The following is a 22,729-nucleotide window of genomic DNA, read 5'->3' as shown; positions in this document are numbered from 1 at the left end:
AAGTTAATTTATTGGTTTAATGGCCTGTTATTGGTCAATATCAATTTATATCTAATATCTATCAATATCAGAGTTAAGTTAATAGAGATTTTTACTCAAAAAGTCAATATTAATTCCCAGCATAAATAATAAAGACAGTCGGGATTTTGTGAAGGTCAATTTTAGACTTTTTCCAATCCTGAATAGTTTTCGTCACAATGACCTCATCGCTAGCGGTGAGGTTTTTTGCTATACAAAGCTTGGTATTTGGGTGAAGTTGAGTCTTGAGGTCTTCAAGTACCTGATTGTTTCTAAAGGGTGTTTCCATAAAAATCTGCGTTCTATTCATCTTGATAGATTCAGCTTCCAGGTTTTTGATGGCTTGTGCCCTGTCTTTTTTGTCTATGGGCAGATAGCCGTGAAAAGCGAATGATTGCCCATTGAACCCTGAGCCCATCAAGGCTAAAAACATGGAGCTAGGCCCTGAAAGGGGGACTACTTGGATGCCTTTTTCATGGGCCCAAGCCACGGCCACTGCTCCAGGGTCAGCGATTCCAGGGCATCCTGCCTCGGAAATGATTCCCATATCCTCACCATTGAGAATGGGCTGCATGAGTTGTTGGAGTTGAGCAGTGCGGGTTTTTTTATTCAAAATCTCAAAGTGTAAGTCCTCGATTACCAATCCTAACTTCAAACTGCTGATGTATCTTCTGGCAGTTCGAAGTTCTTCTACGAGATAGTATTTGGTGTTTTTCACCACTTCCTTGATCTGTGGAGACATGATGGTCAAGGAGGTATCAGCTGCAAGAATGGAGGGGATCAAATAAAGTTTGCCTTTCATGCCTCAAAGATGGCTATAATATAGTCAGCGGTCAACTTTAACTTCAATGCAATGGCTATGATTCAATGTTTGGGAATTCTAAAAGTTAAGAGCGATCTGATGAATACTATTTGCTGATAAAAACATACAAAAATAGCAGTCAACGGCTCCAAAGATTATCTCTTGACCGTTGACTGCTGATGTTATTTATCTAAACGTATATTTTAGACCTATACCAGCTCTAAAGTATGTCCCGTATTCAGTTGGGAAAATCGGCGATGCCTCCATTAAGAAGCCAAAGTTTCTGGTATTGGCAAATGGCTTTACCAAAACGCCAAGTGGTACGCCCAAGTACAGCCCATCTCTATTGCCTTCTGTACCCAAATGGAAACCACTGTAGAAGTTGACCTCTTCTTTCTGCACAAAATTGTACCCGAAGGTGCCTTCTATTCCTACTCGCCCTCCTGTGGATACACGTGCTTCACCAAAGATTTTGTTGTCTGGATCAGAGCCGATTGAAGCAAAAGTTGCGGAACTTAACCTGTACACTCCTGCGCTGATTTGTGCTTGTGACTCCATTACTACTGCGAAAAAAAGTAGCATCGAAAATAGCATTAACTTTTTCATAATATTTGAATAGTTGGTTTCCCCTCACTTTTCAAATACTTTGCCAAAATCAATGTAGGAGAATTCTTTGACCAGTTTTATTGCTTTCAAAGGCAGCTTCTATGATTTGTAGTACCACAATGGCTTCTTCCATCTTTACCGAGAGTGGAGCTTCATCAAGGATGGACTTACCTACATTTTCATAAAACTCCCTGTAATCTCCTCTTTCGGTTGGATACTTTTGGATTTTGTCAGCGAGGTAGACTGTACCCCAGCTTCCTGCTGCTTCCAAACCCCAATCATCTCCTGCTGGAAGTGTATCAGCTTTCAAAGCCTTTTCTTGAACATCTAGGCCATACTTGCTATATGAACCTTGCTCTCCCATGAGCAAAAATTTAGGCACGGGCGCATTGCTCATTATTGATGCTGTCAATCTAACGTAAGGTTTGTCATAACCCAAGATGATATCGAAAAAATCGTCTGCAAGCGCTCCCTTCCTTTGTTTGAGGATATTGGCTTGTACCCACTTGGGCTTACCGAAGAGTACCAATGCCTGATCGATCAAATGTGTTCCCAAATCATAGGTGATGCCATTACCTGGTACATCCTTTTCCCTCCAATTATCCGTGATCTCAGGTCTAAATCGATCAAAGTGTGATTCAAAATGTGCCAATTCCCCCAAGATACCTTCTTTCAGAATTTTTTCAACCGTTCTGAAATCCCCGTCCAAACGCCTGTTTTGGAAAACAGTCAGCATCAAACCCTTTTCTTCTGCAAGTGCTTTGAGCTGTTCTGCTTCATGACTGTGTATGGTGATCGGCTTATCTACAACTACGTGCTTGCCATGCTCTAGGCATAGTTTGGCCTGCGCAAAGTGGTATTCATTGGGTGTGACGATCACAATCAGCTCAGCAGCATCAGCGGCGAGTAGTACCTCAAGACTTTTATATACCGAGACTGACGGGTACTTTTCTTTTGATTTTTGGTGATGGCGTTCTACCACTGCCGTCAACTCTAAATATGGGCAAACATGGATGAGTGGGGCGTGGGTTTTTTCTCCTACATTCCCATAGCCTACGAGGGCTGTTCTGATCTTTTTCATGCTAGTTTAAAAATTAAAGCTTCATTTCTATGGCTCGCTTGACCAATTCTATGGCAGAGCTGACCCCTAGTTTAGAATGGATTTTCTTACGGTGTGATTCAACTGTCAATTGACTCAGGTGCAATTCTTCGGCTATCTCCCTATTGATTTTCCCATTTTTGATCATGGTCAAGATTTGTAGTTCACGTTTGGAAAGCTTATATCTGTCTTTGAAGCCATCATGAGCATAATCATCATTACTCTGCTGTATGGCTTTCTGAAAACTCATGACATGTACACCTTCATGAACTTCTCTGATGGTATAGATCAATTCATCAGGATCGGCATCTTTGAGCACATAGGCATCTGCGCCGAGTTGTTGACACTTTTTGAAGATGGATTCTTCATCATACATGGAGAGGACGATTACTTTGGTGTCTTTTTTTCCTTTTTTGATGGCTTTGATGACCCCTTCTCCATCTACCACGGGCATATTCATATCTGTGATGACTACATCTACATGTTTTTTCGAAATAAATGCTAGGAGGTCCTGACCATTCGTAAATACATCAAGTACATCGAAATCCTCTTCTTCAGAGAGCATTCCTTCGATTCCTTTTGCGAATAATTTGTGATCGTCAGCGAGGGCTATTTTAATCTTAGGTGGCATAATCTTCCAAAAGATAGCTTATGCAATCGAATTAGGCAAAATAAGTTTGACCAAGGTGCCTTTGCCTAACTCAGATGTGATTGAAATAGAACCACCTATTGTTTGCATTCTTTTCTGCAAATTATACATGCCAGAGCCATTTGAGGCTTTTTGGGTATCAAAACCAACACCATCATCCTCAATATGGACTGCTAGCAGCTGTGGATTTTGTATCAAGGTAATGACAAGCTTTTTTGGCTGGGCATGTTTGATGACATTATTGAGACACTCTTGGATTACTCGGATCAGAACCAGTTTTTTGGATTGGTCAACCTCTTCTGCTTGTCCGGTTTTTTCAAATTCGATTTGGCAAAAATTCAAGTCTTCTAGCTTTGAAAGCTCTCTTTTGATAAAAGCTTCCAAGTCGATGGCGTTGACCCAATCTAGGTTGAGGTCTTTGGAAAGAGTACGAACTTCCTTGATCACTTGGTTGACGAGTTGTCTGCCTTCTTGGATTTTCTCAGGCTTGCTGCTATTCAGGGTGAGCTTCGTGAGTGAGAGAAGCTGACCGATATTGTCATGAAGCTCTCGCCCTACATGGGAGAGTGTTTCTTCTTGGATTTCTTTTTCTGCATTGAGGATGGTTTTGTCAAACTCCGCCTGTAATGCTTCTAGTCTCTGTTTGTTTTCGATCTGACGCTTACGATGAAGCAGCACCATCAAGATGATAAAAGAACCCATCAAGAGCATCAAAATAAATCCCGAGAGGATAATCACAAAAACGCTAGGCGTATCTTGAACCATATACAACTGATCTTAAAAGCGCTGTGAATATACAGAATTTTGCCATTGGGCTTGGCTATAAGAAACTTAAATGTGCCTAAAAAATTGTTTTCAAGCTTTCGGTGTATTTTTAGTAAGAAAGGGAAGATAAAAAGCCAATCCCATTCCGAGATACATTAAGACTGCCATGGTTCTTATTAGAATTGAAAAAACATTTAAAAAACTAGAATCTAACTCGTGTAGCAAATTGAAAGAAGAGAAATGCACAAATGTTGTTGAATAGAAGAAAAAAATTAAAGTAACAATTAAAAATAATGGATTCAGGATTAATCGCTCCTTAAATAAAATGTTGCTGAAAATTATGTTATAAAAGTAATAAATACAGCAAAGAATAATGCCCAAGCTACCGATTGTAAAAGAAATACTTTGGAATACTAGAAGATTTTCGAAAGAAAGGTTAATAAATAACCCTTGAAGTAAGAATAAAAGGGAGCCAATAATTATTGCTTTTTGTACTTTTTTGTTTTGGTAAATCGTATAAAAAAGATAGTAGATCAAAAGTGTTTCTAAGTAAACGAAGAAAATATTATAAACAGGAACGTTGTTGAGTTTTCTTAAGTATGTATAAGTTCCATAAAGTTCCAAGGAGCTACCGAGTACAAGAATCATAAATACTATTAAATGCTGCCTTTTATATTTTATATTCAAAAAAAAAGCAGGGATACTAAAAAGTAGCCCTACTAATATTAATCCATTATACCAATCTAATAGTTTCATTCTTTTAACAATAAGGAGGACAAATTCTACCTCCATTCCATGCGTCTTCCTCCTCTTCGTCTGAATCATCAGAATCTGATGCGCCACCGATATCTTTTGGTCCTGCTTTGGTCATATCAGCAGGAACCAAAACTAATGAAATTCTTCCAATATATTCTTCTTTTTCTGGCCGCTCCTTTGGTAACATTGATATGGTTTCTTTATCGTATTGTCCGATGTACATTTTCAGTCCACCAATCTTTCCATCGGCGTCAGCCTTTTTCAAAGCCTCTTCGATCGTTTCTCTGTCAAACCAAACCCAGTCAGTTTGTTTTTCGATTGGATTGTTATCCTTATCCCGACCTGGAATGTGGATTTGTCCATGTTTGCTGTAGTACGCTCTGAATTTTTTGATTAATCCTTTTTTCATGTTACGCTTGGTTAGGTGGTTATATTTAGTAAGCTTGTGAGGCTCTTTTATTTATAAATAAAGGGATAAAAAATGAAAGGCCAAAAGTCAAATACATGAGGCCTGCAAGAAATCGGTTGAAGGAAAAAAAGATGTCTACATGAGCCACCACGACACTGGGATAAAACTGATACGTTCCAAACAATACGATGGCCTCAACATAAAAAAATAGAATAGAGCAAGTGATCCAGAAGTGTGGAATTTGCACTAGATTTTTATCAGGATAAAGTTTGAGATTGAGAATTCTGTATAAAAATAATCCTGTCAGACCAATGATAAATAGCGCAAAGGGTAAGAATGAGAAATATTGGAATGTGTTGGTCATGTCCTGGTAAAGGAAAGAATTGAGAATACCCCATAGAAAAATCAGTACAGTCATCCATCTGATACCTGTTTTTAATTGATGACTTTGCTCCAAAGAGTAGAAGTACAGAATTAGCAAAAGTGATTCTAAGTACACCCAGCCAATATTATAGAGTAAAGTATTGTTGATCCGCCTGGCAGCAGTGTAAGATCCTGCCGACTCCATACCAAAAACTAAGAGAAGAATCAGTAAGATGATTCCGTGACTTTTGATCTGAGGTTTATTTTTGATTCCCCAATAAATCAGAGATGCAAAAAGTCCCAACCCTATAGAAATCAAATAAAAATCTGCGCTCATGTTGCCAATTTTGATTACAACAAAGCTAAAGCATTAAAAACCTCTAAAAAATACCCTGTTGAGGGTATTTTTAGTAGCAAATATCCAATCTTACTTTAATAATAAAAACCATCATTCGGCACCTAAATTCACTCATCTCCCATTCCCGGAGGGAATAAATCTAATTAACCCCGCATGCCAATGCGGAGGTAAAAAAGAGGTATGCCCTCCTCTACAACACCGAAGGTGTTGAATTTAAAGGAGGTATTTTTCGTCAAATACGATCCCATGATCATGTAATAACTTTTTATACTCCTCTATAAATGAATATATATGCTGCCTTCACACCAATAGGTGGTTCAATTCCTAATCCCCTCTGCAAAAAAATTCTTAACCCAAAATGTCCTGCTGATAAGATTGACGGTATTGAGAATGTCATAAATGTTTTTGGGATTAAATGGGCTGATACAAATTGAAAAATGATCATGCCTATCTTGTTTGACTTCCAAATCATATTTTAAGCCCAACTTGAGTAATTCCTTTGGAAAAAAAACAATCGTTGATGCTGGTGAAAAGGTCTTTTGCTTGACACCAAACCTTTTTCTTTGGGCCTGATAAGTCCTATGCACTAAATTCTCTTGAAATTTGACATCTTTAAGGCAAAGGCTGGAATCTATAAGTAGTTTTGGATTGAACTGATGACTCATCCTTTGTGTACTTTTATTTACCGAATAACTTACTTTCAAACCTACCTGATGTTGTAGAGTCAGGTTATTTTTGAGACACAAAAATTTCCACAAATTATCAATCCTTTTCAAATCCATCTGCTTCAACATTTATCAATCTGAGAAAATCCTTGATTGGAATCCGTAAGGCATCTCTTTCTTTATCATCCTGTAAAATAGGTCTCCATTCTGACCCATCCCATAGAGTAAAGTACGAATTTTCGCTCAAATACGGATAAAGTTGCTGGACAAATTCAAAATGCGAGAACTTATCTCCCTGTGAAAAACTCAAGGTGTCTATCCTTTGAGCTACTTCAATCCTAATCTTGAAATCATCCAGGCCCCACGATGGCTCCAAATAAATATAGGCTTCATTTTTCACCCTATTGATTAATATCGACAGGTTCAATATGGGATGGTCTGCACCTTCTATTCTTTTTCCAAATCTATAGACCACCATCTTGGCATCAGCACGGTTTTCTTGATCGTAGTAGATTCCTCTGACATTGTTAAAGTAAAGTCGCTCAGCATCTGTAATGCTCAAGATCGAAATCTCTTTACCAGAATTATTTGCCCTCCTTCCATCAAAAAATGACAATACTACGACAAACAAAAGAGAGCCTAATCCAAAAATCTTAAGGATTTTAAGCATCTCTGGTGTCAAGGTGTCGTTTTTAGCCATGCTGTAATTAAGTTTATGCTTTGAGAGAAATGATCCATCTTTGATCTTTCTTTATAACAGCGATAGCTTCTAAAAGTTGGTACGAAGTCTAATCAATGCACATAAGACCCTGCATTGATATCTATCGTGGCGCCTGTCGCATGATCAGCCAATCCAGAACATAGTAAGGTCACCATGGGTGCAATGTCCTTTGGCTCCGTCAATGTAGTCAGGGCTATGTCATTGAGTGCGTACGACTCACCATATTGATCCATAAAATCCTGAGCCATGTCTGTTCTCGTAAATCCAGGAGCAATGATAAAGGCCTTGATGCCATCCTTTCCATAGTACCTTGCTATGGATCTGGTGTAACTTACGATAGCGGCTTTGGAAGCTGCATAGGCTAAGTAATCTGGCGTATCTCCCCTGAATGCAGCCCTCGAAGATATATTGATCAATCTACCTTGCTTTCTCTCTCTAGCATGCTCAATAAATTCTTTGCTGATGATGGCCAGTGCATTGATATTGACATCCATAGTCTTGAGCCAAGCATTGGTCCAATTACCAATTTCTGCATCATCAGCCACAGAGATCGCGATACCTGCATTATTGACAATCGCATCAATAGGTCCATAGCACCTGATCAATTCTGGAATCCACCCTTTGACTGCTTCCAAATCTGAGAGGTCACATGGTGTCAAATGAGAAGGATTGGGAAGGTTCTTTTGAAGTAGCTGGGCTTCTTCTGCATTCTTATTGAAATGAATCAAAACCTCCGCACCTGATGCGGACAATTGCTCAGCTATGCCTCGACCTATTCCACGTGATGCACCAGTGACAAGGATTCTTTGATTTGCTAATGAGATATTCATCCTAAAGTAGTAAAATGTTATGCGTGATTATTTATCAATAATCAAAAGGTGATAGTATAATGGAATGTTCAATAAATTCTAATTCTGGTTGATTCAGTTTTATCGAAAGTTAAAATAACCAGTCTAGAGTCTGATAATTTACTTATCTGATTATACACTTCTTTGCCAGTAACTTCAATTCATTGACTCATTTCGTTGCTAACGGTCAATTCCGAAAAATCGGAACAAGTTATCCACAAATATCCAATATCAATAAATATCGTAAGTTAGATAAATCGGTTTTTTTTAATGTTACTGGTAAAGTTCCGTATATCCATAATTACTGATTATAAATTCCCCAATTCACTTAATTACTTTTTCCCAAGAAGTACTTTGATTTCATCTGCCTGGAGGTTACAATTGATCCACTCACCATCCAAGTCCGCGCCATATTTTTTATAAAAATTTATAGCAGGCTCGTTCCAATCTAGGACTTGCCACATCATTCCAGTACAATTATCTTCTAGGCATTTGAGCATGGTTCTATCAAACAAGAGTTTGCCTGCTCCATTCCCCCGCTCGGATGCTGTGACTACAATATCTTCCAAATAAAGCCTGCGTCCCTTCCAAGTGCTATATCTGTAGTAGTATATAGAAATACCGACAATCTCCTGGGTACTGTCTTTGATGGCGACAAAGAATCCAAAGATAGGATGCTCACCAAAACCATCCTCTTCCATCAAAGCTACCGTATTGGTGACCTGCTCTGGTGCCTTCTCGTATAAGGCCAATTCCTTTACCAACTCTAAGACTCTGGGTAGGTCTGTTTTTTCTCCTTTTCTAATCGTGTACATACCCGAAAGTAGGCAAAAATTGAAAAAGCTTAAAATCAATTTTTATATTTGGAGATGCTAGGCTCTAACTGGCTCTGACTAACCCATCTTTTATGTTTCTATCAATCGACGCAGGTAATACCAACATCACTATTGGTTTTTTTGATGATGAGCAAGGGAAATGGCAACATGAATTCAGAATTTCCACCAAAGAAAAACTTTCGCTTCTTAAATTAGAAAAAGATCTCCACCTATTTTTTCTTGAGAATGACCTCAAAATAGAAATGATCTCCCAAGTAGGCGTAAGTTCAGTCGTGCCTGAGCTAAATCCATTGCTGACACAGTTCTGTAAAGAGTTTTTAGGCAAATCCTGCTACTTTATCAATGGTAAAAGCTACCAGACACTGAAAGTATCCACTACCAAACCCAATGAAATCGGTACTGATTTGATGTGCAATGTTACGGCAGCTTTTGAAAGGTTTTCGCAAGCTACCATCATTGTGGACTTTGGGACAGCCTTGACTTTTACAGTAGTAGATGACCAAGGGAAGGTACTCGGGGTCAATATCGTGCCCGGATTGAAGACTGCTGTGAGGGCTTTATTTGCCAATACTTCCAAGCTGCCAGAAGTTGATCTCAAATTCCCCAAGTCAGCCATTGGGAAGAACACCATAGAATCAATTCAGGCAGGGATATTACATGGCTACACTGGTTTGGTCAAAGGTATGCTTGAGACCATCCAAGCAGAAGTCCAACTACCCATGAAAATCATCGCTACGGGCGGGCTTTCAAATATTCTTTCAAATCTCCAAAATACCTTCGATGAAGTAGACCGTTATTTGACCTTAGAAGGTATCCGCTTGATCACGCAAGCTAATCTCAAAAACCGATGAGAATGTGAGGGTTTGGGCAGACTTGTTGGAACTTCTCCCGATCTCTATGGGAGCAGACACCTGGAAAATCTCCGGTATTTCCCAACATATCCCACATCAATTGAAAGTGAAGGTGTGGAGGCCAATCTCCGTTCTCTGGATAGGGCCCAAGATGACATAATAACTCTCCTTTTTTAATACGCTGACCTATCTCCAAACCCTTCAAATCTGTGCGTGCCAGATGACCATATAAGCTAAAAAGTGTCTGGCCTGATAGGTGATGTTCCAGGATGATAGTAGGGCCATAGTTACCAAAACCAGCATTGTCTTGAAAACTATGCACCACTCCATCTATAGGGGCATAAACAGCATGTCCAGCTTCTGCCCAAATATCTACTCCTAAGTGTATATCCCTAAAATCTTCTAGCCCTGTTTCGAAAACAGCACTTCTGCTGTAAATCGCTCTATGTTCAAAATAACCACCAATTCCGTAAGTCTTACCTTTTAATTTGAGCATGTCAAACACGTAGGTGTTAAAATCATCCGTATTTCTCAAATCAACCGTCTCCAAGGCGAGGTTAGACGGAGAAAAGTCCATTCTCAGCGTATTGCTCTCGTCAAGCTGAATACCCATCAAAGGAAAAATCTCTTCTTTGGCTAGCAATTTTTTTAAATCCATATTAAAATCAAATATAAGAGGCTCTTTCAAATTTATAAACCTGAGATATAATACTTCTCCAATCATGTAATTTCCTACATAATCAATTCACAACTCACCCAAAACTTCATAAATTCAAACTTCCTAATAAACATAGTTCCATGCTTCCATTTCCTACTCTAGAAGAAATCAAGTCTGCACATGTACGCATTCAGTCTTTTATACACCATACACCGATCATGAAATCAGCTGCTATCAATGAAATGGCAGGTTGCGAGATTTTTTTCAAATGTGAAAACTTCCAGAAAGTTGGTGCTTTCAAAGCCCGTGGTGCAGCCAACGCCGTGGCCAAACTCAGTGAAGCACAAAAGAAAAATGGAGTCGCTACACACTCTTCAGGCAATCATGCTGCGGCACTTGCTAGAGCAGCTACTGTAGCAGGCATCAAATCTTACATCGTCATGCCCTCTTCTGCTCCAGAAATCAAAAAGAAGGCTGTAAAATCATACGGAGGTGAAATCATCGAATGCGAGCCCAATCTGAAGGCTAGAGAAACCACCCTGCAGGATGTCGTAGATAGAACTGGTGCTACATTCATTCCTCCTTATGACTTTTTTGATGTGGTAGAAGGACAAGCTACCTGCTCTTTAGAAATGTGGGATTCGGGAATTGAATTTGATACGATAATGGCTCCTGTGGGTGGTGGTGGTTTGCTTGGTGGGACTGCATTGACCAGTAAATATATCTCACCACGGACCAAAATCATCGCTGGTGAACCAGAAGGAGCAGACGATGCTTATCGCTCTTTCAAGGCCCAACAGCTTATTCCTATGGAAAAACCAAACACCATCGCAGATGGCTTATTGACATCCTTGGGCTTGCTGAACTTCCAGATCATCATGGAATATGTAGATGATATTCATACAGTTAGTGATAAGGAAATTATTGCTTCAATGCGGCTGATTTATGAAAGAATGAAAATCGTCATCGAGCCTAGTTGTGCAGTGCCATTAGCAGCATTGCTCAAAAATAAGGAACAATTCCAAGGTCAAAAAGTAGGAATTATCCTCAGTGGAGGGAATGTTGATCTTGGAAAACTCCCCTTTTAAAAACAAAAGAGGCTGGAGCATAATGCATCAGCCTCTTTTCTTGATCTATTCAAAATCAAAGTATTGATAATTTTTTAGGGTCTTCCCAAACCTCTCAGGTGGTTGACATGAGAAGCAAAAGCTAGTCTGAATTTTGGATGCTCGAGGTATGGTATACCATATTCTTGACAAGTCTCACGAATAATTTTGCTGATTGCGGGATAATGAATGTGGGACACATTAGGGAATAAGTGATGCTCCACTTGGAAATTGAGCCCGCCAACTAACCAAGACAGTACTTTGTTGTGTGTGGCAAAGTTTGCTGTGGTCTTGAGCTGGTGAATAGCCCAGTCATCTTCCAATTGGTTGGTTTCAGCGTTTGGCATAGGAAAAGCAGCTTCTTCTACAGCGTGTGCAAGTTGGAATACTACACTCAAGATGATACCAGTAGCCAATCCGTAAATAATAAAACCTATCAACCATGGAAGCCATCCTACCATCATGATAGGGAGAACCACAAAGAGTAAAATATGAATTGCTTTGAATCCCCAAAAGGAGATATGGTCCATGGCTTTCATCTTCTGTATAGGTATGATACCTACCTTTTTGCTTGCATATTTTTTATAATCAGTCACAAACACCCAGTAGAGGTATAGCAAGGAGTACACAAATAGGAAATACTTATGCTGATACTTGTGAATTTTGTAGAAACGCTGATTTGGACATAGTCTGAGGAATGGCCTGGCATTCATATCATCATCTACCTCGTCAATGTTAGTAAAGGAGTGATGCACTACGTTGTGTTTGGTTTTCCACATGAACACATTAGCACCAAGAAAATTGATGGAAACACCTGCCAATTCGTTGACCCATTTTTTCTTACTGAAGCTCCCATGAGCTCCATCATGCATGACATTGAAGCCAATGGTAGCGGCAAGGCCACCCAAAAGGATGGCGCCTAGAATGGCTAGAGACCAGTGAGGGGTGAAGAATACCAAGATCACATATGTCGCGATGTATGCGGCGACTAATATGATGGCTTTTGAATAAAGCGTGAAATTTCCTGTTGGGTTGAGATTTTTCTCTGTGAAGTAATTTTTGATCCTCAACTTCAAATCTGAATGGAAGGAGGATGCGGCACTAAATCGGGGGGGACGCATGTAATATGATTAATTTTGTAATGAACTCGAAAAAAAATTAAATAGCTGGGTGATTTTATTTCTCTTCTTGCTATAAAGTTACATCAATTAATCGGACTTCAAAGAGATAATTAATTTTGATCGCGAATAAGTCTCTGATTTAAGGTCTTTTAACAATTCAACTTTAGTTGTTTTGGTCCAACAATGCCCTTACTTTCTGCAAGGCCTGAACAAATCGCTGATCATATTTCCCGCTGATGATCTCATATGGAATTCCAGTATTTTTGATCAATTGATGATATTGTTCAAATAGATAAGTGCGCATTTCGGGTTGGGGATGCTCTCGCTGTGGGTCCTCTTCCCATGGGAGATCAATGTCTGTCAGCAAATAAAGGTCATATTTTCTTTCTGCTATCTGCTCAAGGATCCAAGGGTCAGTTTTTCCATACTTATGCTCACTCCAAACCTTCAATACATGCAAGTCTGTATCGATAAATAACATTCGTTTTGCTCGCTTACCTTTCTCGTCTTCTTCTCTTAATTGCCCCTTGGCAATCTCCAAGAGGTCTTCGTACTTATAAGGTCTCTCTAAGCGCTCTATATAAACTCTAGCAAATTCCATCACCCATGGCTCGTCAAAAGCCGCAGCCAATGCCTGTGAAAGGGTGCTCTTTCCAGTAGACTCAGGGCCGATGACGACGATTTTTTTAACTGGCATAGGCGGTAGTTTTCTTCGCTGATTTGATCCAAGAAAATAATCCAATAGTGGCTAACACAGTAAAAAAAAGAAACTGAAAAGCAGTTAGCGGTAGACCTTTGTACCAGTATAAGGGAACAGACACCAAGTCAGTAATGATCCATGCTATCCAGTTTTCGACCTTCTTTTTGGCCATCAGCCACATTCCTACAAATGCCGTGGCTGTAGTAAAAGAATCCCAATATGGCACATCGGAATCAGTGAAATTGGCCAATGTCAAGTAAAGCGCCAAATAGGAGACAAGCAATAGTCCAATTGACTTTACAATACCTGAGTTACTCAGCCAAGTGACAGGCAATTCTCCATTGCTTGTGGCAGGTCTACTCCAGAGATACCAGCCGTAAATAGACATGGCGGTATAATAAAAATTGATTCCCATGTCAGCATAAAGCTTATATTTCAAGCAAATGTAGATGTATATGATCGTACTGATTATCCCTGTGGGGAAAACAAGGATGTTTTTCTTAATGGAATAGATTACACTAGCTATTCCAAAAAACACCGCAATAACCTCCAGCAAAGAGAGTTCTGCAATTCCAGCTAAAATACTTTCAAGTAGCCATTCAAAATCCATGGGCGAATTAAACGATTATTTTGACCTGAGACAAAAGGAGAGGAAAACTAAATGATTATACTTGCTTCAAATCAGCTATGCCAATAGCGAATAAAGGAATATTGACAATCCAAGACTCGGCTCTGTATCCTGACATTGAGGTCCTCAGAGATTTGGGGATTTGATACTTTTCAGAAAGTACTTTTAGGCTTTTTGACTTTAAGTTTTCTTCTGCCTTTACCTCTAATGGAAAGATTTTACTATCTATTTGAAATAGAAAATCCACCTCAGCCGTAGATCGCTCAGCAGACCAATAGAATGGATTAATATCTCTACTCAGAAGCTGTTGTAAAACGTATTGCTCCGTGAGTGCTCCTTTAAATTCTTCAAATAAGCGATTGCCCTCAATGACGGACTTGACGTCAAGAGAAGTCATAGCTCCAAGTAAACCGACATCTAATAAAAATAACTTAAATGAGTTGAAATCTTCATACGCTTTAAGAGGAACCGCAGGCTTAGATACTCGATTGACTCGGATGACCAAGCCAGAATCAAAAAGCCAAGCCAATGCCAATTCAAAATCCCTTGCTCTAGCTCTTTGTTTGATTTGGCCATAGATGAATTTCTTATTTTCCTTTGTTAATTGCGCTGGTATCGAATTCCAGAGCATCCGGATTCTTGGGACGATTTCTACTGGGGCATGCTTTGAGAAATCTTGTTGATATGCTTCTAGAATTCTATTTTGAATCTTTCTGACCAGGTTGATATCATTTTCTTGTATATAGGTAGATACTACTTCTGGCATTCCTCCGACGAAATAGTATTCCTTTAATAAGCCTATGTACTTATCCTTAAAAGAGTTGACTAATTTCCAATCATTACGTTTGATCAAATCAATCAAAGCTTCTTCCTCTTTTGCAATCAAAAATTCCTCAAAATCTAAAGGATAAAGATGTAAGAAATCTACCTTTCCAACTGGAAATGAAACCTGCTGGTGCAAAACAACCCCTAAAAGTGAGCCTGCAGCGATGACAAAATATTCAGGAGCATTTTCATGAAAATATTTCAAAGAGGTTATAGCATGGGGCGACTCTTGAATTTCATCAATGATTAATAAAGTCTTGTTTTTTTCGACCTTAGTTCCTGATGCAATTTGAATCGCCAATAAAATTCTGTCAATATCAAAATTTTGAGCAAACACGTCCTTTAGCTCTTTGTCTGACTCTAAATTGACATAGGCTACATTTTCGAAACTTTCTTTCCCAAAAGCCTTCATCACCCAAGTCTTGCCGACCTGTCTCGCTCCTTGAATTAATAAGGGTTTTCTATACTTATCACTCTTCCATTCTAGGAGTTTACTAAACAGTTTTCTCTTCATGTTTTGAAAATTAATCTTGAGGTTTTACACTTTTTCAAATGAATAAATGTAAAAATACACACTTTTTCAAATGAATAAATGTGATATTCAACACTTTTTCAAATGAATGATAGGAGAATGCAAAAAAAGCCCCTCTCAGCATTTAGCTAAAAGGGGCTTCAGTAAATTCAATAAATGCGTTTTATTCTCCTTCTTGCAAAAACTGCTTCTGGATTTCATCCTCTTCTTCTGCTTTGTCTTCTTTGAAGAATCTGCTTTGGAAGACCAAAATGATAGCTACGCCTACAAATATCGAAGCATCTGCGATATTGAAAATTGGCCATAGTGCTGTATAGCTTCCTCCCCATAGTGGCACCCAATCAGGAATATAGCCTTCCCAGATGTCAATGTAAAACATATCCACTACCTGGCCATGAAGCCATGGTGTTGGCGCATTATAGGGGGCATTATTCAGCCAAACACCATAAAATACAGAATCAATTAGGTTGCCAATAGCTCCTCCTAAGATCATGGCTATACAAATGATATAGCCTACATGCATTTTTTTATCGATGATGTAGTACAAGTAATATCCAATGCCGAACATGGCTACTAATCTAAATGAAGTTAAGATCAGTTTCCCGTACTCGGAACCCAATTGCATTCCAAAGGCCATCCCTGGGTTGGTAGTGTAGTGCAATTTGAACCAATCTCCAAAGATCTTGATCTGACCAGGGGTGCCAAAATCCATCTGGTAATGGACAAGTAGCTTGACGATTTGATCCAGAATGATCACCGCTAGGGCTATTCCGAAATATTTTAAGTACTTCATGAATTCACGTTAAAGCCACAGATTTAAGGATTTTTTTGCTAATCTCCCCATCTGTGGCTGTTATTTTTTATCAGATCTATACTTTAGTCACTTTGACAGACAATTCAAAATCATCCATATCCAACACTTTTGCATCATCTACAGCAGCTTTTACGGTCAAGGATATCGCTTGGGTTTCTGTCTTGATATAAGTGCCAAAATTCTCGAAAGCGGCATTGGTCAATTCATCATGCTGCGCAATTTCGATTTGGATTTTGTCCTGAACCTCTAGACCCATATCTTTTCTTAGGTTCTGAATTCTATTCACCAAATCCCTAGCAATACCTTCCTGCTTCAGCTCTTCTGTCAATGTCACATCAAGTGCCACTGTAAGTCCTTGGTCTGTGGCTACTGACCAGCCTGGGATATCCTGAGAGCTAATCAATACTTCCTCTAGCAAAAGCTCCAAAGACTCTCCTTCTACATCGACATAGATCTTACCATTTCTTTCGATTTCGGCAATTTGCTCCTTGCCCCAGGAATTGATCGCAGCCACGACAAATCGCATTTTTGGCCCTAGTTTTTTACCTAAGACAGGAAGGTTAGGTTTGACGCTTTTTACCAAAACATCGGAAGCATCATCGATATACTCTATTGATTTGATATTCACTTCTGATTTGATCAAATCCTCAACATGGGCAATCTGCGCTTTGGTTTTTTCATTCAATACTGGCAAGAGGATACGCTGAAGTGGTTGTCTTACTTTGATACCAATTTTTGGATTTTTCCTCAATGAATGCACCAAAGAGGATATTCTCTGTGCCAAGTCCATGCTTTCTTCAAGATCTGCATTGATCAAGTCTTGATTAGCCGACACCCAGTCTGTCAAATGGATGGACTCCGCTGCCAATGCATTGGTTGCTGTTAAGTTCTTGTACATCCAATCAGCATAGAATGGTGCAAAAGATGACATGAGCTGGGATAAGCTCGTCAGACATTCGTACAAAGTCTCATAAGCCGCTTGCTTATCTGCATTCATTTCACCTCTCCAGAATCTTTTTCTGGCTAACCTCACATACCAGTTGGACAGCTGATCCACAGTAAAGTTCATGATGGCACGAGTAGCCTTGGTGGCATCGTAATTGTCCATGGAGGACTCCACTTCTGCAATCAGCGATTGAAGCTTAGAGATGATCCACTGATCTAGCTCAGCCCTTTCTGAAACTTGGATGCTTTGCGCCTTATCATAGGTGAATGCATCTAAGTTTGCATAGAGTGCAAAGAAGTTGTATGTATTTTGTAAAGTCCCAAAGAACCTTCTTTGTACTTCTGCCACCCCATCAAGGTTGAATTTCAGGTTGTCCCATGGATTGGCATTACTCAGCATGTACCAGCGCAAAGCATCTGGCCCATATTCTTTTAAGGTCTCGAATGGATCTACAGCATTGCCCAATCGCTTGGACATCTTGTTGCCGTTTTTATCCAATACAAGTCCATTGGCGATGACGTTTTTGAAGGAAACTGAATCAAAAAGCATCACTGCCAAAGCGTGAAGTGTAAAGAACCATCCTCTCGTCTGATCTACGCCTTCGGCAATGTAGTCGGCAGGATAATTGGCCTTGAAGATATCTTCGTTTTCGAATGGATAGTGCCATTGAGCATATGGCATAGCTCCCGAATCAAACCATACATCGATCAAGTCAGGTTCCCTGTACATTGCTTTGCCACTGGCAGAAACTAGAATTACATCATCCACATAAGGTCTGTGTAAGTCAATGTCTTCATCATTGATAGGAGAGGATTCCATGAAGCCTGCGCTGATGGACTTTTGAATTTCTGATTTCAATTCATTGATAGAGCCTATGCAGATTTCTTCAGAACCATCCTTGGTTCTCCAGATTGGCAAAGGCGTGCCCCAGAACCTCGATCTGCTCAAGTTCCAGTCTACGAGATTCTCGAGCCAATTGCCAAATCGGCCGATTCCAGTTGCTTCTGGTTTCCAGTTGATGGTCTTGTTCAGTTCTACCATTCTATCTTTGTAAGCGGTGGTTTTGATAAACCAGCTTTCCAAAGGATAGTATAGGATAGGCATATCTGTTCTCCAACAATGTGGGTAACTGTGCTCGTATTTTTCTACTTTGAAGGCTTTGTTTTCATTTTTGAGAATAATGGAGATGATGATATCTGTATTCTTGTATTCTTTATCATCTTCATTGTCCTTGGTATAATTTTTCACATAGAAATCATCCGCGCCAAATGCTTTGTGTGCCGAGATACCATGTTCCTGCATTTTAGCAGCCAGGTATTCACCCACCACAGGAAGGAATTTCCCTTGCTTGTCTACCACAGGGATATCATTCCCTTTTTCATCTTGGACAAATACGCCAGGGACGTTGTTTTGTACCAATGTTCTAAAGTCATCCGCGCCAAAAGCTTTCGCCAAATGAACGATTCCTGTACCATCTTCGGTGGTCACATAGTCCCCTGAGATCACTGTAAATGCTGGGTGTGGAAGTGCCAAAGCTTCGATTGGGAATAGCTGTTCGTACGCTAGCCCAAGAAGGTCTGCTCCCTTCATCTCAGCTACCACTTCAAATGGGATAAGCTTATCTCCGGGATTGTAATCAGAGATGGCTAGCTCTTTAGCTTTGGGGTTGAAGTAGCCATTCATTCTTGCCTTTGCCAAGATGACCTGCTGTGGCTCGAAAGTATAGGGGTTGAAAGTACGGACTTTGACATAATCTAACTTTTCACCTACTGCCAAGGCAGAGTTAGAGGGCAGGGTCCATGGAGTCGTGGTCCAAGCTAGAATGTAAGTATTCTCCTCGCCTTTTAGCTTGAATTGCGCTGTGATGGAAGTATCTTTCACATCTCTGTAGCAACCTGGCTGATTGAGTTCGTGGGAGCTCAAGCCTGTACCCGCGGCAGGTGAATAAGGTTGAATGGTATACCCTTTGTAAAGGAGGTCTTTGTCGTACAACCTTTTCAAAAGATACCAAAGTGATTCGATGTATTTGGCGTCAAAGGTGATATAAGGATCATCTAAATCCACCCAATAGCCGATCTTTTCGGTCAAGTCATCCCATTCATCTTTGAACCGCATCACCGTCTCACGGCATTTGCGGTTGTATTCTTCTACGGTGATTTTCTTACCGATGTCTTCTTTGGTGATTCCTAGTTCTTTCTCCACCTGAAGCTCTACTGGAAGCCCATGTGTATCCCAGCCTCCTTTTCTTTTGACTTGGAAGCCCTGGAGGGTTTTGTATCTACAGAAGATATCCTTGAGTGTACGGGCCATTACGTGGTGGATACCTGGAGTACCATTTGCTGAAGGAGGCCCTTCGAAAAAAGTAAAAGTCTCTGCACCTTCTCTATTGGTTACAGACTTTTTGAAAATTTGATTTTCCTTCCAGTACTGAAGTACACTTTCCCCTATATTCGGGTAATCTACTTGTTTGAACTCCTGATATTTTTTCACCTTATTTCTATGTGTTTGATGTGGCTCTTGGAACCACATTATTGATCATATTTGATTGGAGAAGATTTTATCATCCCCTATTAAAACAGAAACTTTCCATGATGGAAAGCTTGGCATTAACCGAACTAGAGCAATTCACTCCATACGCTATTGCATGCATTTCTCTAAAGGAATGCGGGCACAAAGTTAAGAGATTTTGCAGGAATAGGGATAATTTATTGCAGAATTCGAAATTCCTATCAATAAGTCAATACCAGACCACCTATTCTTATCCAAATGGCTTATATTTAGATGAATCAAACAAAAAGGATATGGCAAAATCAATCTACAGAGATGGTGCGGTAGATGCATTGATACAGCGGATTCAAAGGCTAAGCCCCGATCAACTCCCCTACTGGGGAAGTATGAATGCCACTGAGATGCTCCATCATTGTAACCTTGCCAATGAAGCCATCTTGAATGCCCCTAAATCCTCCAAAAAATCGAGCTTTAAACAACGATTACTCAAGCTTGCCTTTTTTCATATCAAAAAAGACTTCCCTAAGGGAGCTAAGGCGGCAAAAAGATTTGATATCAAAGGGCAAGTCGATCAAAATGCTTTTGAATCTGAAAGATCTAAGTACATCGAGCTCGTTGAGAAATTCAAGAATTTGGACAAAAAGCTGGAAGGAGGCCATCCAGTATTTGGAGCCTTGAATCATTACTATTGGGGCAGGTTTGTTTGGAAGCATTTGGATCACCATTTGAAGCAGTTTGGTCTGTGATCAAAGAATATCAAATAAATAAAAGCATGACCTTCAAATAGTGAAATTAAGCCCCTGGCAATGCTATTCCCTTGACTCTTCGATAGAGGCTCAAGGCATATTTGTCCGTCATACCTGAGATAAAATCCATCAAAACCCTTAACATAGGGTATGGATTTACACTAGAGCTAAGCCCATCCATTGGAAAATCTTCTGGGAGCAACCTTAGGATACTTTTGTCCTTACCAGAATAGAGGTCTGTCTGGTAAAATTTGTGATTGAGAGCACGAGAAAAAACTTCCAATAAACCTTCTAGAACCTGATAGCCTGCTGCTTCTTTTTCAAGCACAGGTTTGGATCGATAGATCTTTTTTACGGAAATTTTAGAAATACGCTCCAAAGCAGTAGCTGACGGAATCACATCTGTCAATGCTTGATCAAAATCCCCGCTCAACATCGCTTCTTCATATTTCTCAAAAGTGGCTAAGGTTTCCTGAATTAATTGATTAATTGTCATAGCACGGAGAATGGCAAGCTTTTGTGCTTGAGTAGAATAGCTGTCCAGCTTTTGTCTGTCCAACCTATCTTTCAAAATCTCTCCAAAAAGTGTAATTGTTTCTTCAAGCGTCACCAAACCCAAAGTACACCCATCCTCCAAATCGATCACACTGTAACAAATATCATCAGCCGCTTCTACCAAAAAAGCCAAGGGATGCCTCAACCAACAGCCATTTGCTGCTTTTTCAATTCCAAGAATCATGGCTAATTGGCTATATTCTTTAGATTGATCTGAATAGTATCCGAATTTTTTTTGACTCCTTCTGTTTGAGTCTTTTTCAAAAATATAAGCAGGTCTCGGGTATTTTGTAAAAGCAGCTAAAGTAGCGTAGGACAACTTCAACCCATTATTCTGTGCAACGAGCATGCGGAATCCTTGAGCATTTCCTTCAAAGTTACATAGGTCTTCCCATTGTTCGGGTGTGATATGCTTCTGCCATACTTGGCCATATTCGTGAAATCTGAAAAAATCTGAAATCGCAGTCTCACCTGCATGCCCAAAAGGTGGATTTCCAATGTCATGTGTCAGTGCAGCGGCGGCTACAATGGCTCCAATTTCTGAAGCTGTAATGCCCTTATCTCCGAGATGCTCATACTTTTTTATGAGATAATCCCCTGCAGACTTACCAAGCGTCCTCCCTACAGAGGAGACCTCTAGGCTATGGGTCAATCTAGTATGGACAAAATCATGTTCTGGTAGTGGAAAGACTTGTGTTTTGTCTTGAAGATTTCGAAATGGAGCTGAAAAAATTATTCTGTCGTAATCCCTTTCAGACTCACTTCTGAATTGATTATCAGTCTGCTGTGCCGAAATTTTCGGATCAAATCTCCCAGAAGTTAGTAGTTTTTCCCATTGCATCATAGCCAAAAATACAATCAATTCGACAAAATCAGGTAATTCAACCCTAGCTTTCTGTTAAATGCTACCAAATGAACCCGTTTTGGCATAGTCATTGAAAATGGTAATTCAGAAATTAATTAACCAACAATATCATGAAAACTAAACTTAAAACCCTAAACGCTGTATTGCTAGCGGTTCTAGCAGTATTTGCTTTTTCCTGTAGAATGGAAGATGACAGCGCCAATATTTCTGAAGGAATGGCAAAGGTCAATGTATTTCTTGTCGATGCCCCTGCTGATTATGATGCTGTGTGGGTAGAAGTGCTAGCAGTGGAGATTTTACCAAAAGGCGAAAATGAAAACAATGGTTCCGCATGGATCAATCTTGCCAACGAAGCCTCTGATGACAACATGATCAACCTACTAGAACTGACTGGTGGGAATTCTGCTCACCTAGGGGAAATCGAAGTGCCAGCTGGAGAAATTTCACAAATCAGATTGATTCTTGGAGATAATAACTATTTGGTTCAAGGTGATAGACAAATCGATCTCAAAACGCCAAGTGCGCAACAAAGTGGATTGAAGTTAAAAGTTGACAAACCCCTCCAAGCGGGTATTGCTTATGACATTGTGATTGATTTTGACGCAGGAAGATCAATTGTTAGAGCAGGTAATTCAGGACAATATATTTTAAAACCTGTGCTGAGAGTAGTTGCTGAAGAATCTGCTACCATCGAGGGTGCTGTGCTACCATTGGAGGCTGGACCTGTAAATGTTGCAGCGATCATCGGAGAAGATACTGTTTCTACTTTTACTTCTGATAATGGTTCTTTTATGATAAGAGGTCTGAGAGCTGGGAATTACAGCCTATTTGTTGTGCCAAATGAAGAATACCAAGAATTGTTGGTAGAAGATGTAGAGACTACGCTTGGTCAAGTTACCAATGTAGGAACTATTGAATTAGAATTAGTTCCTGAAGATGATGGCGATGGAAACGGTGATGACTAAAAAACTCCCTGATT

At 39.8% G+C, this 22,729-nt stretch carries 24 protein-coding genes; 4 read left to right on the top strand and 20 right to left on the bottom strand.

What is annotated here, in order from left to right; translation table 11 throughout:
- Positions 1 to 109: 109 nt before the first annotated feature.
- The 12 genes from BW935_RS01060 to BW935_RS01005 form a co-directional block, all read right to left on the bottom strand.
- Positions 110 to 820 carry an SAM-dependent methyltransferase gene (locus tag BW935_RS01060; RefSeq protein ID WP_076497682.1) on the bottom strand — a complete coding sequence of 237 codons (711 nt, stop codon included), beginning with the start codon at positions 818 to 820 and terminating at the stop codon, positions 110 to 112.
- Between the two features lie 186 nt (positions 821 to 1,006).
- Positions 1,007 to 1,426 (bottom strand): outer membrane insertion C- signal, encoded by a 420-nt coding sequence (locus BW935_RS01055; RefSeq protein ID WP_076497679.1) that lies wholly within the window; start codon positions 1,424 to 1,426, stop codon positions 1,007 to 1,009.
- A 49-nt stretch (positions 1,427 to 1,475) separates the two neighbouring features.
- The gene (locus tag BW935_RS01050; protein ID WP_076497677.1) at positions 1,476 to 2,507 is read right to left on the bottom strand and encodes a Gfo/Idh/MocA family oxidoreductase; all 1,032 of its coding nucleotides are present in this window, start codon (positions 2,505 to 2,507) and stop codon (positions 1,476 to 1,478) included.
- Positions 2,508 to 2,520: 13 nt separating this feature from the next.
- The gene (locus BW935_RS01045) at positions 2,521 to 3,156 is read right to left on the bottom strand and encodes a response regulator (protein ID WP_076497674.1); all 636 of its coding nucleotides are present in this window, start codon (positions 3,154 to 3,156) and stop codon (positions 2,521 to 2,523) included.
- Between the two features lie 18 nt (positions 3,157 to 3,174).
- Positions 3,175 to 3,939, bottom strand: a complete 765-nt coding sequence (locus tag BW935_RS01040) for a sensor histidine kinase (protein WP_076497672.1) — start codon at positions 3,937 to 3,939, stop codon at positions 3,175 to 3,177.
- A 90-nt stretch (positions 3,940 to 4,029) separates the two neighbouring features.
- Positions 4,030 to 4,695 (bottom strand): hypothetical protein, encoded by a 666-nt coding sequence (locus BW935_RS18530; protein WP_076498141.1) that lies wholly within the window; start codon positions 4,693 to 4,695, stop codon positions 4,030 to 4,032.
- Between the two features lie 4 nt (positions 4,696 to 4,699).
- On the bottom strand, positions 4,700 to 5,104 hold the full coding sequence (locus BW935_RS01030; RefSeq protein ID WP_076497671.1) for a hypothetical protein: 405 nt from the start codon (positions 5,102 to 5,104) through the stop codon (positions 4,700 to 4,702).
- A 25-nt stretch (positions 5,105 to 5,129) separates the two neighbouring features.
- A complete protein-coding gene (locus BW935_RS01025; RefSeq protein ID WP_076497669.1) occupies positions 5,130 to 5,804 on the bottom strand; it encodes a hypothetical protein in 675 nt (224 codons plus the stop codon).
- Positions 5,805 to 6,142: 338 nt separating this feature from the next.
- Complete coding sequence (locus BW935_RS01020; protein ID WP_245802615.1) at positions 6,143 to 6,490, bottom strand: hypothetical protein; 348 nt, start codon at positions 6,488 to 6,490, stop codon at positions 6,143 to 6,145.
- 97 nt (positions 6,491 to 6,587) lie between these two features.
- A complete protein-coding gene (locus BW935_RS01015; protein ID WP_076497665.1) occupies positions 6,588 to 7,190 on the bottom strand; it encodes a hypothetical protein in 603 nt (200 codons plus the stop codon).
- Positions 7,191 to 7,282: 92 nt separating this feature from the next.
- On the bottom strand, positions 7,283 to 8,041 hold the full coding sequence (locus BW935_RS01010) for an SDR family NAD(P)-dependent oxidoreductase (protein ID WP_076497663.1): 759 nt from the start codon (positions 8,039 to 8,041) through the stop codon (positions 7,283 to 7,285).
- A gap of 350 nt (positions 8,042 to 8,391) precedes the next feature.
- A complete protein-coding gene (locus tag BW935_RS01005; RefSeq protein WP_076497661.1) occupies positions 8,392 to 8,874 on the bottom strand; it encodes a GNAT family N-acetyltransferase in 483 nt (160 codons plus the stop codon).
- Positions 8,875 to 8,966: 92 nt separating this feature from the next.
- Here BW935_RS01005 and BW935_RS01000 point away from each other — a divergent pair, with 92 nt between their 5' ends.
- The gene (locus BW935_RS01000; RefSeq protein WP_076497659.1) at positions 8,967 to 9,746 is read left to right on the top strand and encodes a type III pantothenate kinase; all 780 of its coding nucleotides are present in this window, start codon (positions 8,967 to 8,969) and stop codon (positions 9,744 to 9,746) included.
- Here the strand turns inward: BW935_RS01000 and BW935_RS00995 are convergent.
- On the bottom strand, positions 9,733 to 10,404 hold the full coding sequence (locus tag BW935_RS00995) for a peptidoglycan DD-metalloendopeptidase family protein (protein ID WP_245802614.1): 672 nt from the start codon (positions 10,402 to 10,404) through the stop codon (positions 9,733 to 9,735). The genes BW935_RS01000 and BW935_RS00995 overlap by 14 nt on opposite strands.
- A 140-nt stretch (positions 10,405 to 10,544) precedes the next feature.
- Here BW935_RS00995 and BW935_RS00990 point away from each other — a divergent pair, with 140 nt between their 5' ends.
- Positions 10,545 to 11,492, top strand: a complete 948-nt coding sequence (locus tag BW935_RS00990) for a pyridoxal-phosphate dependent enzyme (protein WP_076497657.1) — start codon at positions 10,545 to 10,547, stop codon at positions 11,490 to 11,492.
- Between the two features lie 74 nt (positions 11,493 to 11,566).
- Here BW935_RS00990 and BW935_RS00985 read toward each other — a convergent pair whose 3' ends face one another.
- The 6 genes from BW935_RS00985 to ileS all read right to left on the bottom strand — a co-directional run bounded on the left by BW935_RS00985 (position 11,567) and on the right by ileS (position 19,566).
- The gene (locus tag BW935_RS00985) at positions 11,567 to 12,631 is read right to left on the bottom strand and encodes a fatty acid desaturase family protein (protein WP_076497655.1); all 1,065 of its coding nucleotides are present in this window, start codon (positions 12,629 to 12,631) and stop codon (positions 11,567 to 11,569) included.
- A 163-nt stretch (positions 12,632 to 12,794) separates the two neighbouring features.
- Positions 12,795 to 13,328 carry an AAA family ATPase gene (locus BW935_RS00980; protein WP_076497653.1) on the bottom strand — a complete coding sequence of 178 codons (534 nt, stop codon included), beginning with the start codon at positions 13,326 to 13,328 and terminating at the stop codon, positions 12,795 to 12,797.
- On the bottom strand, positions 13,318 to 13,941 hold the full coding sequence (gene pnuC, locus BW935_RS00975) for a nicotinamide riboside transporter PnuC (protein WP_076497651.1): 624 nt from the start codon (positions 13,939 to 13,941) through the stop codon (positions 13,318 to 13,320). The genes BW935_RS00980 and pnuC overlap by 11 nt, the downstream gene beginning before the upstream one ends.
- 55 nt (positions 13,942 to 13,996) lie before the next feature.
- The gene (locus BW935_RS00970) at positions 13,997 to 15,298 is read right to left on the bottom strand and encodes an ATP-binding protein (RefSeq protein WP_076497649.1); all 1,302 of its coding nucleotides are present in this window, start codon (positions 15,296 to 15,298) and stop codon (positions 13,997 to 13,999) included.
- A 181-nt stretch (positions 15,299 to 15,479) separates the two neighbouring features.
- Positions 15,480 to 16,109, bottom strand: a complete 630-nt coding sequence (locus BW935_RS00965; protein WP_076497647.1) for a lipoprotein signal peptidase — start codon at positions 16,107 to 16,109, stop codon at positions 15,480 to 15,482.
- A 76-nt stretch (positions 16,110 to 16,185) separates the two neighbouring features.
- Positions 16,186 to 19,566 carry an isoleucine--tRNA ligase gene (gene ileS, locus BW935_RS00960; protein ID WP_076498137.1) on the bottom strand — a complete coding sequence of 1,127 codons (3,381 nt, stop codon included), beginning with the start codon at positions 19,564 to 19,566 and terminating at the stop codon, positions 16,186 to 16,188.
- A 311-nt stretch (positions 19,567 to 19,877) separates the two neighbouring features.
- Here ileS and BW935_RS00955 point away from each other — a divergent pair, with 311 nt between their 5' ends.
- Entirely contained in the window at positions 19,878 to 20,330 is a 453-nt protein-coding gene (locus BW935_RS00955) for a DUF1569 domain-containing protein (RefSeq protein ID WP_076498135.1), read from the top strand.
- A 46-nt stretch (positions 20,331 to 20,376) separates the two neighbouring features.
- Here the strand turns inward: BW935_RS00955 and dgt are convergent, their stop codons facing one another.
- A complete protein-coding gene (gene dgt, locus BW935_RS00950) occupies positions 20,377 to 21,729 on the bottom strand; it encodes a dGTP triphosphohydrolase (protein WP_076497645.1) in 1,353 nt (450 codons plus the stop codon).
- A 131-nt stretch (positions 21,730 to 21,860) separates the two neighbouring features.
- Between dgt and BW935_RS00945 the strand changes: the two genes are divergently transcribed.
- A complete protein-coding gene (locus BW935_RS00945; protein WP_076497644.1) occupies positions 21,861 to 22,715 on the top strand; it encodes a DUF4382 domain-containing protein in 855 nt (284 codons plus the stop codon).
- Positions 22,716 to 22,729: the final 14 nt, after the last annotated feature.

The organism is Belliella pelovolcani, from assembly GCF_900156785.1.
Taxonomy (GTDB): Bacteria; Bacteroidota; Bacteroidia; order Cytophagales; family Cyclobacteriaceae; genus Belliella; species Belliella pelovolcani.
Note: the sequence above shows the minus strand (reverse complement) of the source record. Positions and strands in the feature narration are given on the sequence as shown.

Excerpts from the sequence above, each read along its gene's own strand:
- BW935_RS01005 (WP_076497661.1), bottom strand. The coding sequence starts at position 8,874 with ATGTACACGATTAGAAAAGGAGAAAAAACAGACCTACCCAGAGTCTTA.
- BW935_RS01050 (WP_076497677.1), bottom strand. The coding sequence starts at position 2,507 with ATGAAAAAGATCAGAACAGCCCTCGTAGGCTATGGGAATGTAGGAGAA.
- BW935_RS01040 (WP_076497672.1), bottom strand. The coding sequence starts at position 3,939 with ATGGTTCAAGATACGCCTAGCGTTTTTGTGATTATCCTCTCGGGATTT.
- BW935_RS00990 (WP_076497657.1), top strand. The coding sequence starts at position 10,545 with ATGCTTCCATTTCCTACTCTAGAAGAAATCAAGTCTGCACATGTACGC.
- BW935_RS01015 (WP_076497665.1), bottom strand. The coding sequence starts at position 7,190 with ATGGCTAAAAACGACACCTTGACACCAGAGATGCTTAAAATCCTTAAG.
- BW935_RS18530 (WP_076498141.1), bottom strand. The coding sequence starts at position 4,695 with ATGAAACTATTAGATTGGTATAATGGATTAATATTAGTAGGGCTACTT.
- BW935_RS01020 (WP_245802615.1), bottom strand. The coding sequence starts at position 6,490 with ATGAGTCATCAGTTCAATCCAAAACTACTTATAGATTCCAGCCTTTGC.
- BW935_RS01060 (WP_076497682.1), bottom strand. The coding sequence starts at position 820 with ATGAAAGGCAAACTTTATTTGATCCCCTCCATTCTTGCAGCTGATACC.
- BW935_RS01045 (WP_076497674.1), bottom strand. The coding sequence starts at position 3,156 with ATGCCACCTAAGATTAAAATAGCCCTCGCTGACGATCACAAATTATTC.
- BW935_RS01000 (WP_076497659.1), top strand. The coding sequence starts at position 8,967 with ATGTTTCTATCAATCGACGCAGGTAATACCAACATCACTATTGGTTTT.
- BW935_RS00985 (WP_076497655.1), bottom strand. The coding sequence starts at position 12,631 with ATGCGTCCCCCCCGATTTAGTGCCGCATCCTCCTTCCATTCAGATTTG.
- BW935_RS00980 (WP_076497653.1), bottom strand. The coding sequence starts at position 13,328 with ATGCCAGTTAAAAAAATCGTCGTCATCGGCCCTGAGTCTACTGGAAAG.
- pnuC (WP_076497651.1), bottom strand. The coding sequence starts at position 13,941 with ATGGATTTTGAATGGCTACTTGAAAGTATTTTAGCTGGAATTGCAGAA.
- BW935_RS00995 (WP_245802614.1), bottom strand. The coding sequence starts at position 10,404 with ATGGATTTAAAAAAATTGCTAGCCAAAGAAGAGATTTTTCCTTTGATG.
- BW935_RS01010 (WP_076497663.1), bottom strand. The coding sequence starts at position 8,041 with ATGAATATCTCATTAGCAAATCAAAGAATCCTTGTCACTGGTGCATCA.
- dgt (WP_076497645.1), bottom strand. The coding sequence starts at position 21,729 with ATGATGCAATGGGAAAAACTACTAACTTCTGGGAGATTTGATCCGAAA.
- BW935_RS00970 (WP_076497649.1), bottom strand. The coding sequence starts at position 15,298 with ATGAAGAGAAAACTGTTTAGTAAACTCCTAGAATGGAAGAGTGATAAG.
- BW935_RS00955 (WP_076498135.1), top strand. The coding sequence starts at position 19,878 with ATGGCAAAATCAATCTACAGAGATGGTGCGGTAGATGCATTGATACAG.
- BW935_RS01025 (WP_076497669.1), bottom strand. The coding sequence starts at position 5,804 with ATGAGCGCAGATTTTTATTTGATTTCTATAGGGTTGGGACTTTTTGCA.
- BW935_RS01055 (WP_076497679.1), bottom strand. The coding sequence starts at position 1,426 with ATGAAAAAGTTAATGCTATTTTCGATGCTACTTTTTTTCGCAGTAGTA.
- BW935_RS00945 (WP_076497644.1), top strand. The coding sequence starts at position 21,861 with ATGAAAACTAAACTTAAAACCCTAAACGCTGTATTGCTAGCGGTTCTA.
- BW935_RS00965 (WP_076497647.1), bottom strand. The coding sequence starts at position 16,109 with ATGAAGTACTTAAAATATTTCGGAATAGCCCTAGCGGTGATCATTCTG.
- BW935_RS01030 (WP_076497671.1), bottom strand. The coding sequence starts at position 5,104 with ATGAAAAAAGGATTAATCAAAAAATTCAGAGCGTACTACAGCAAACAT.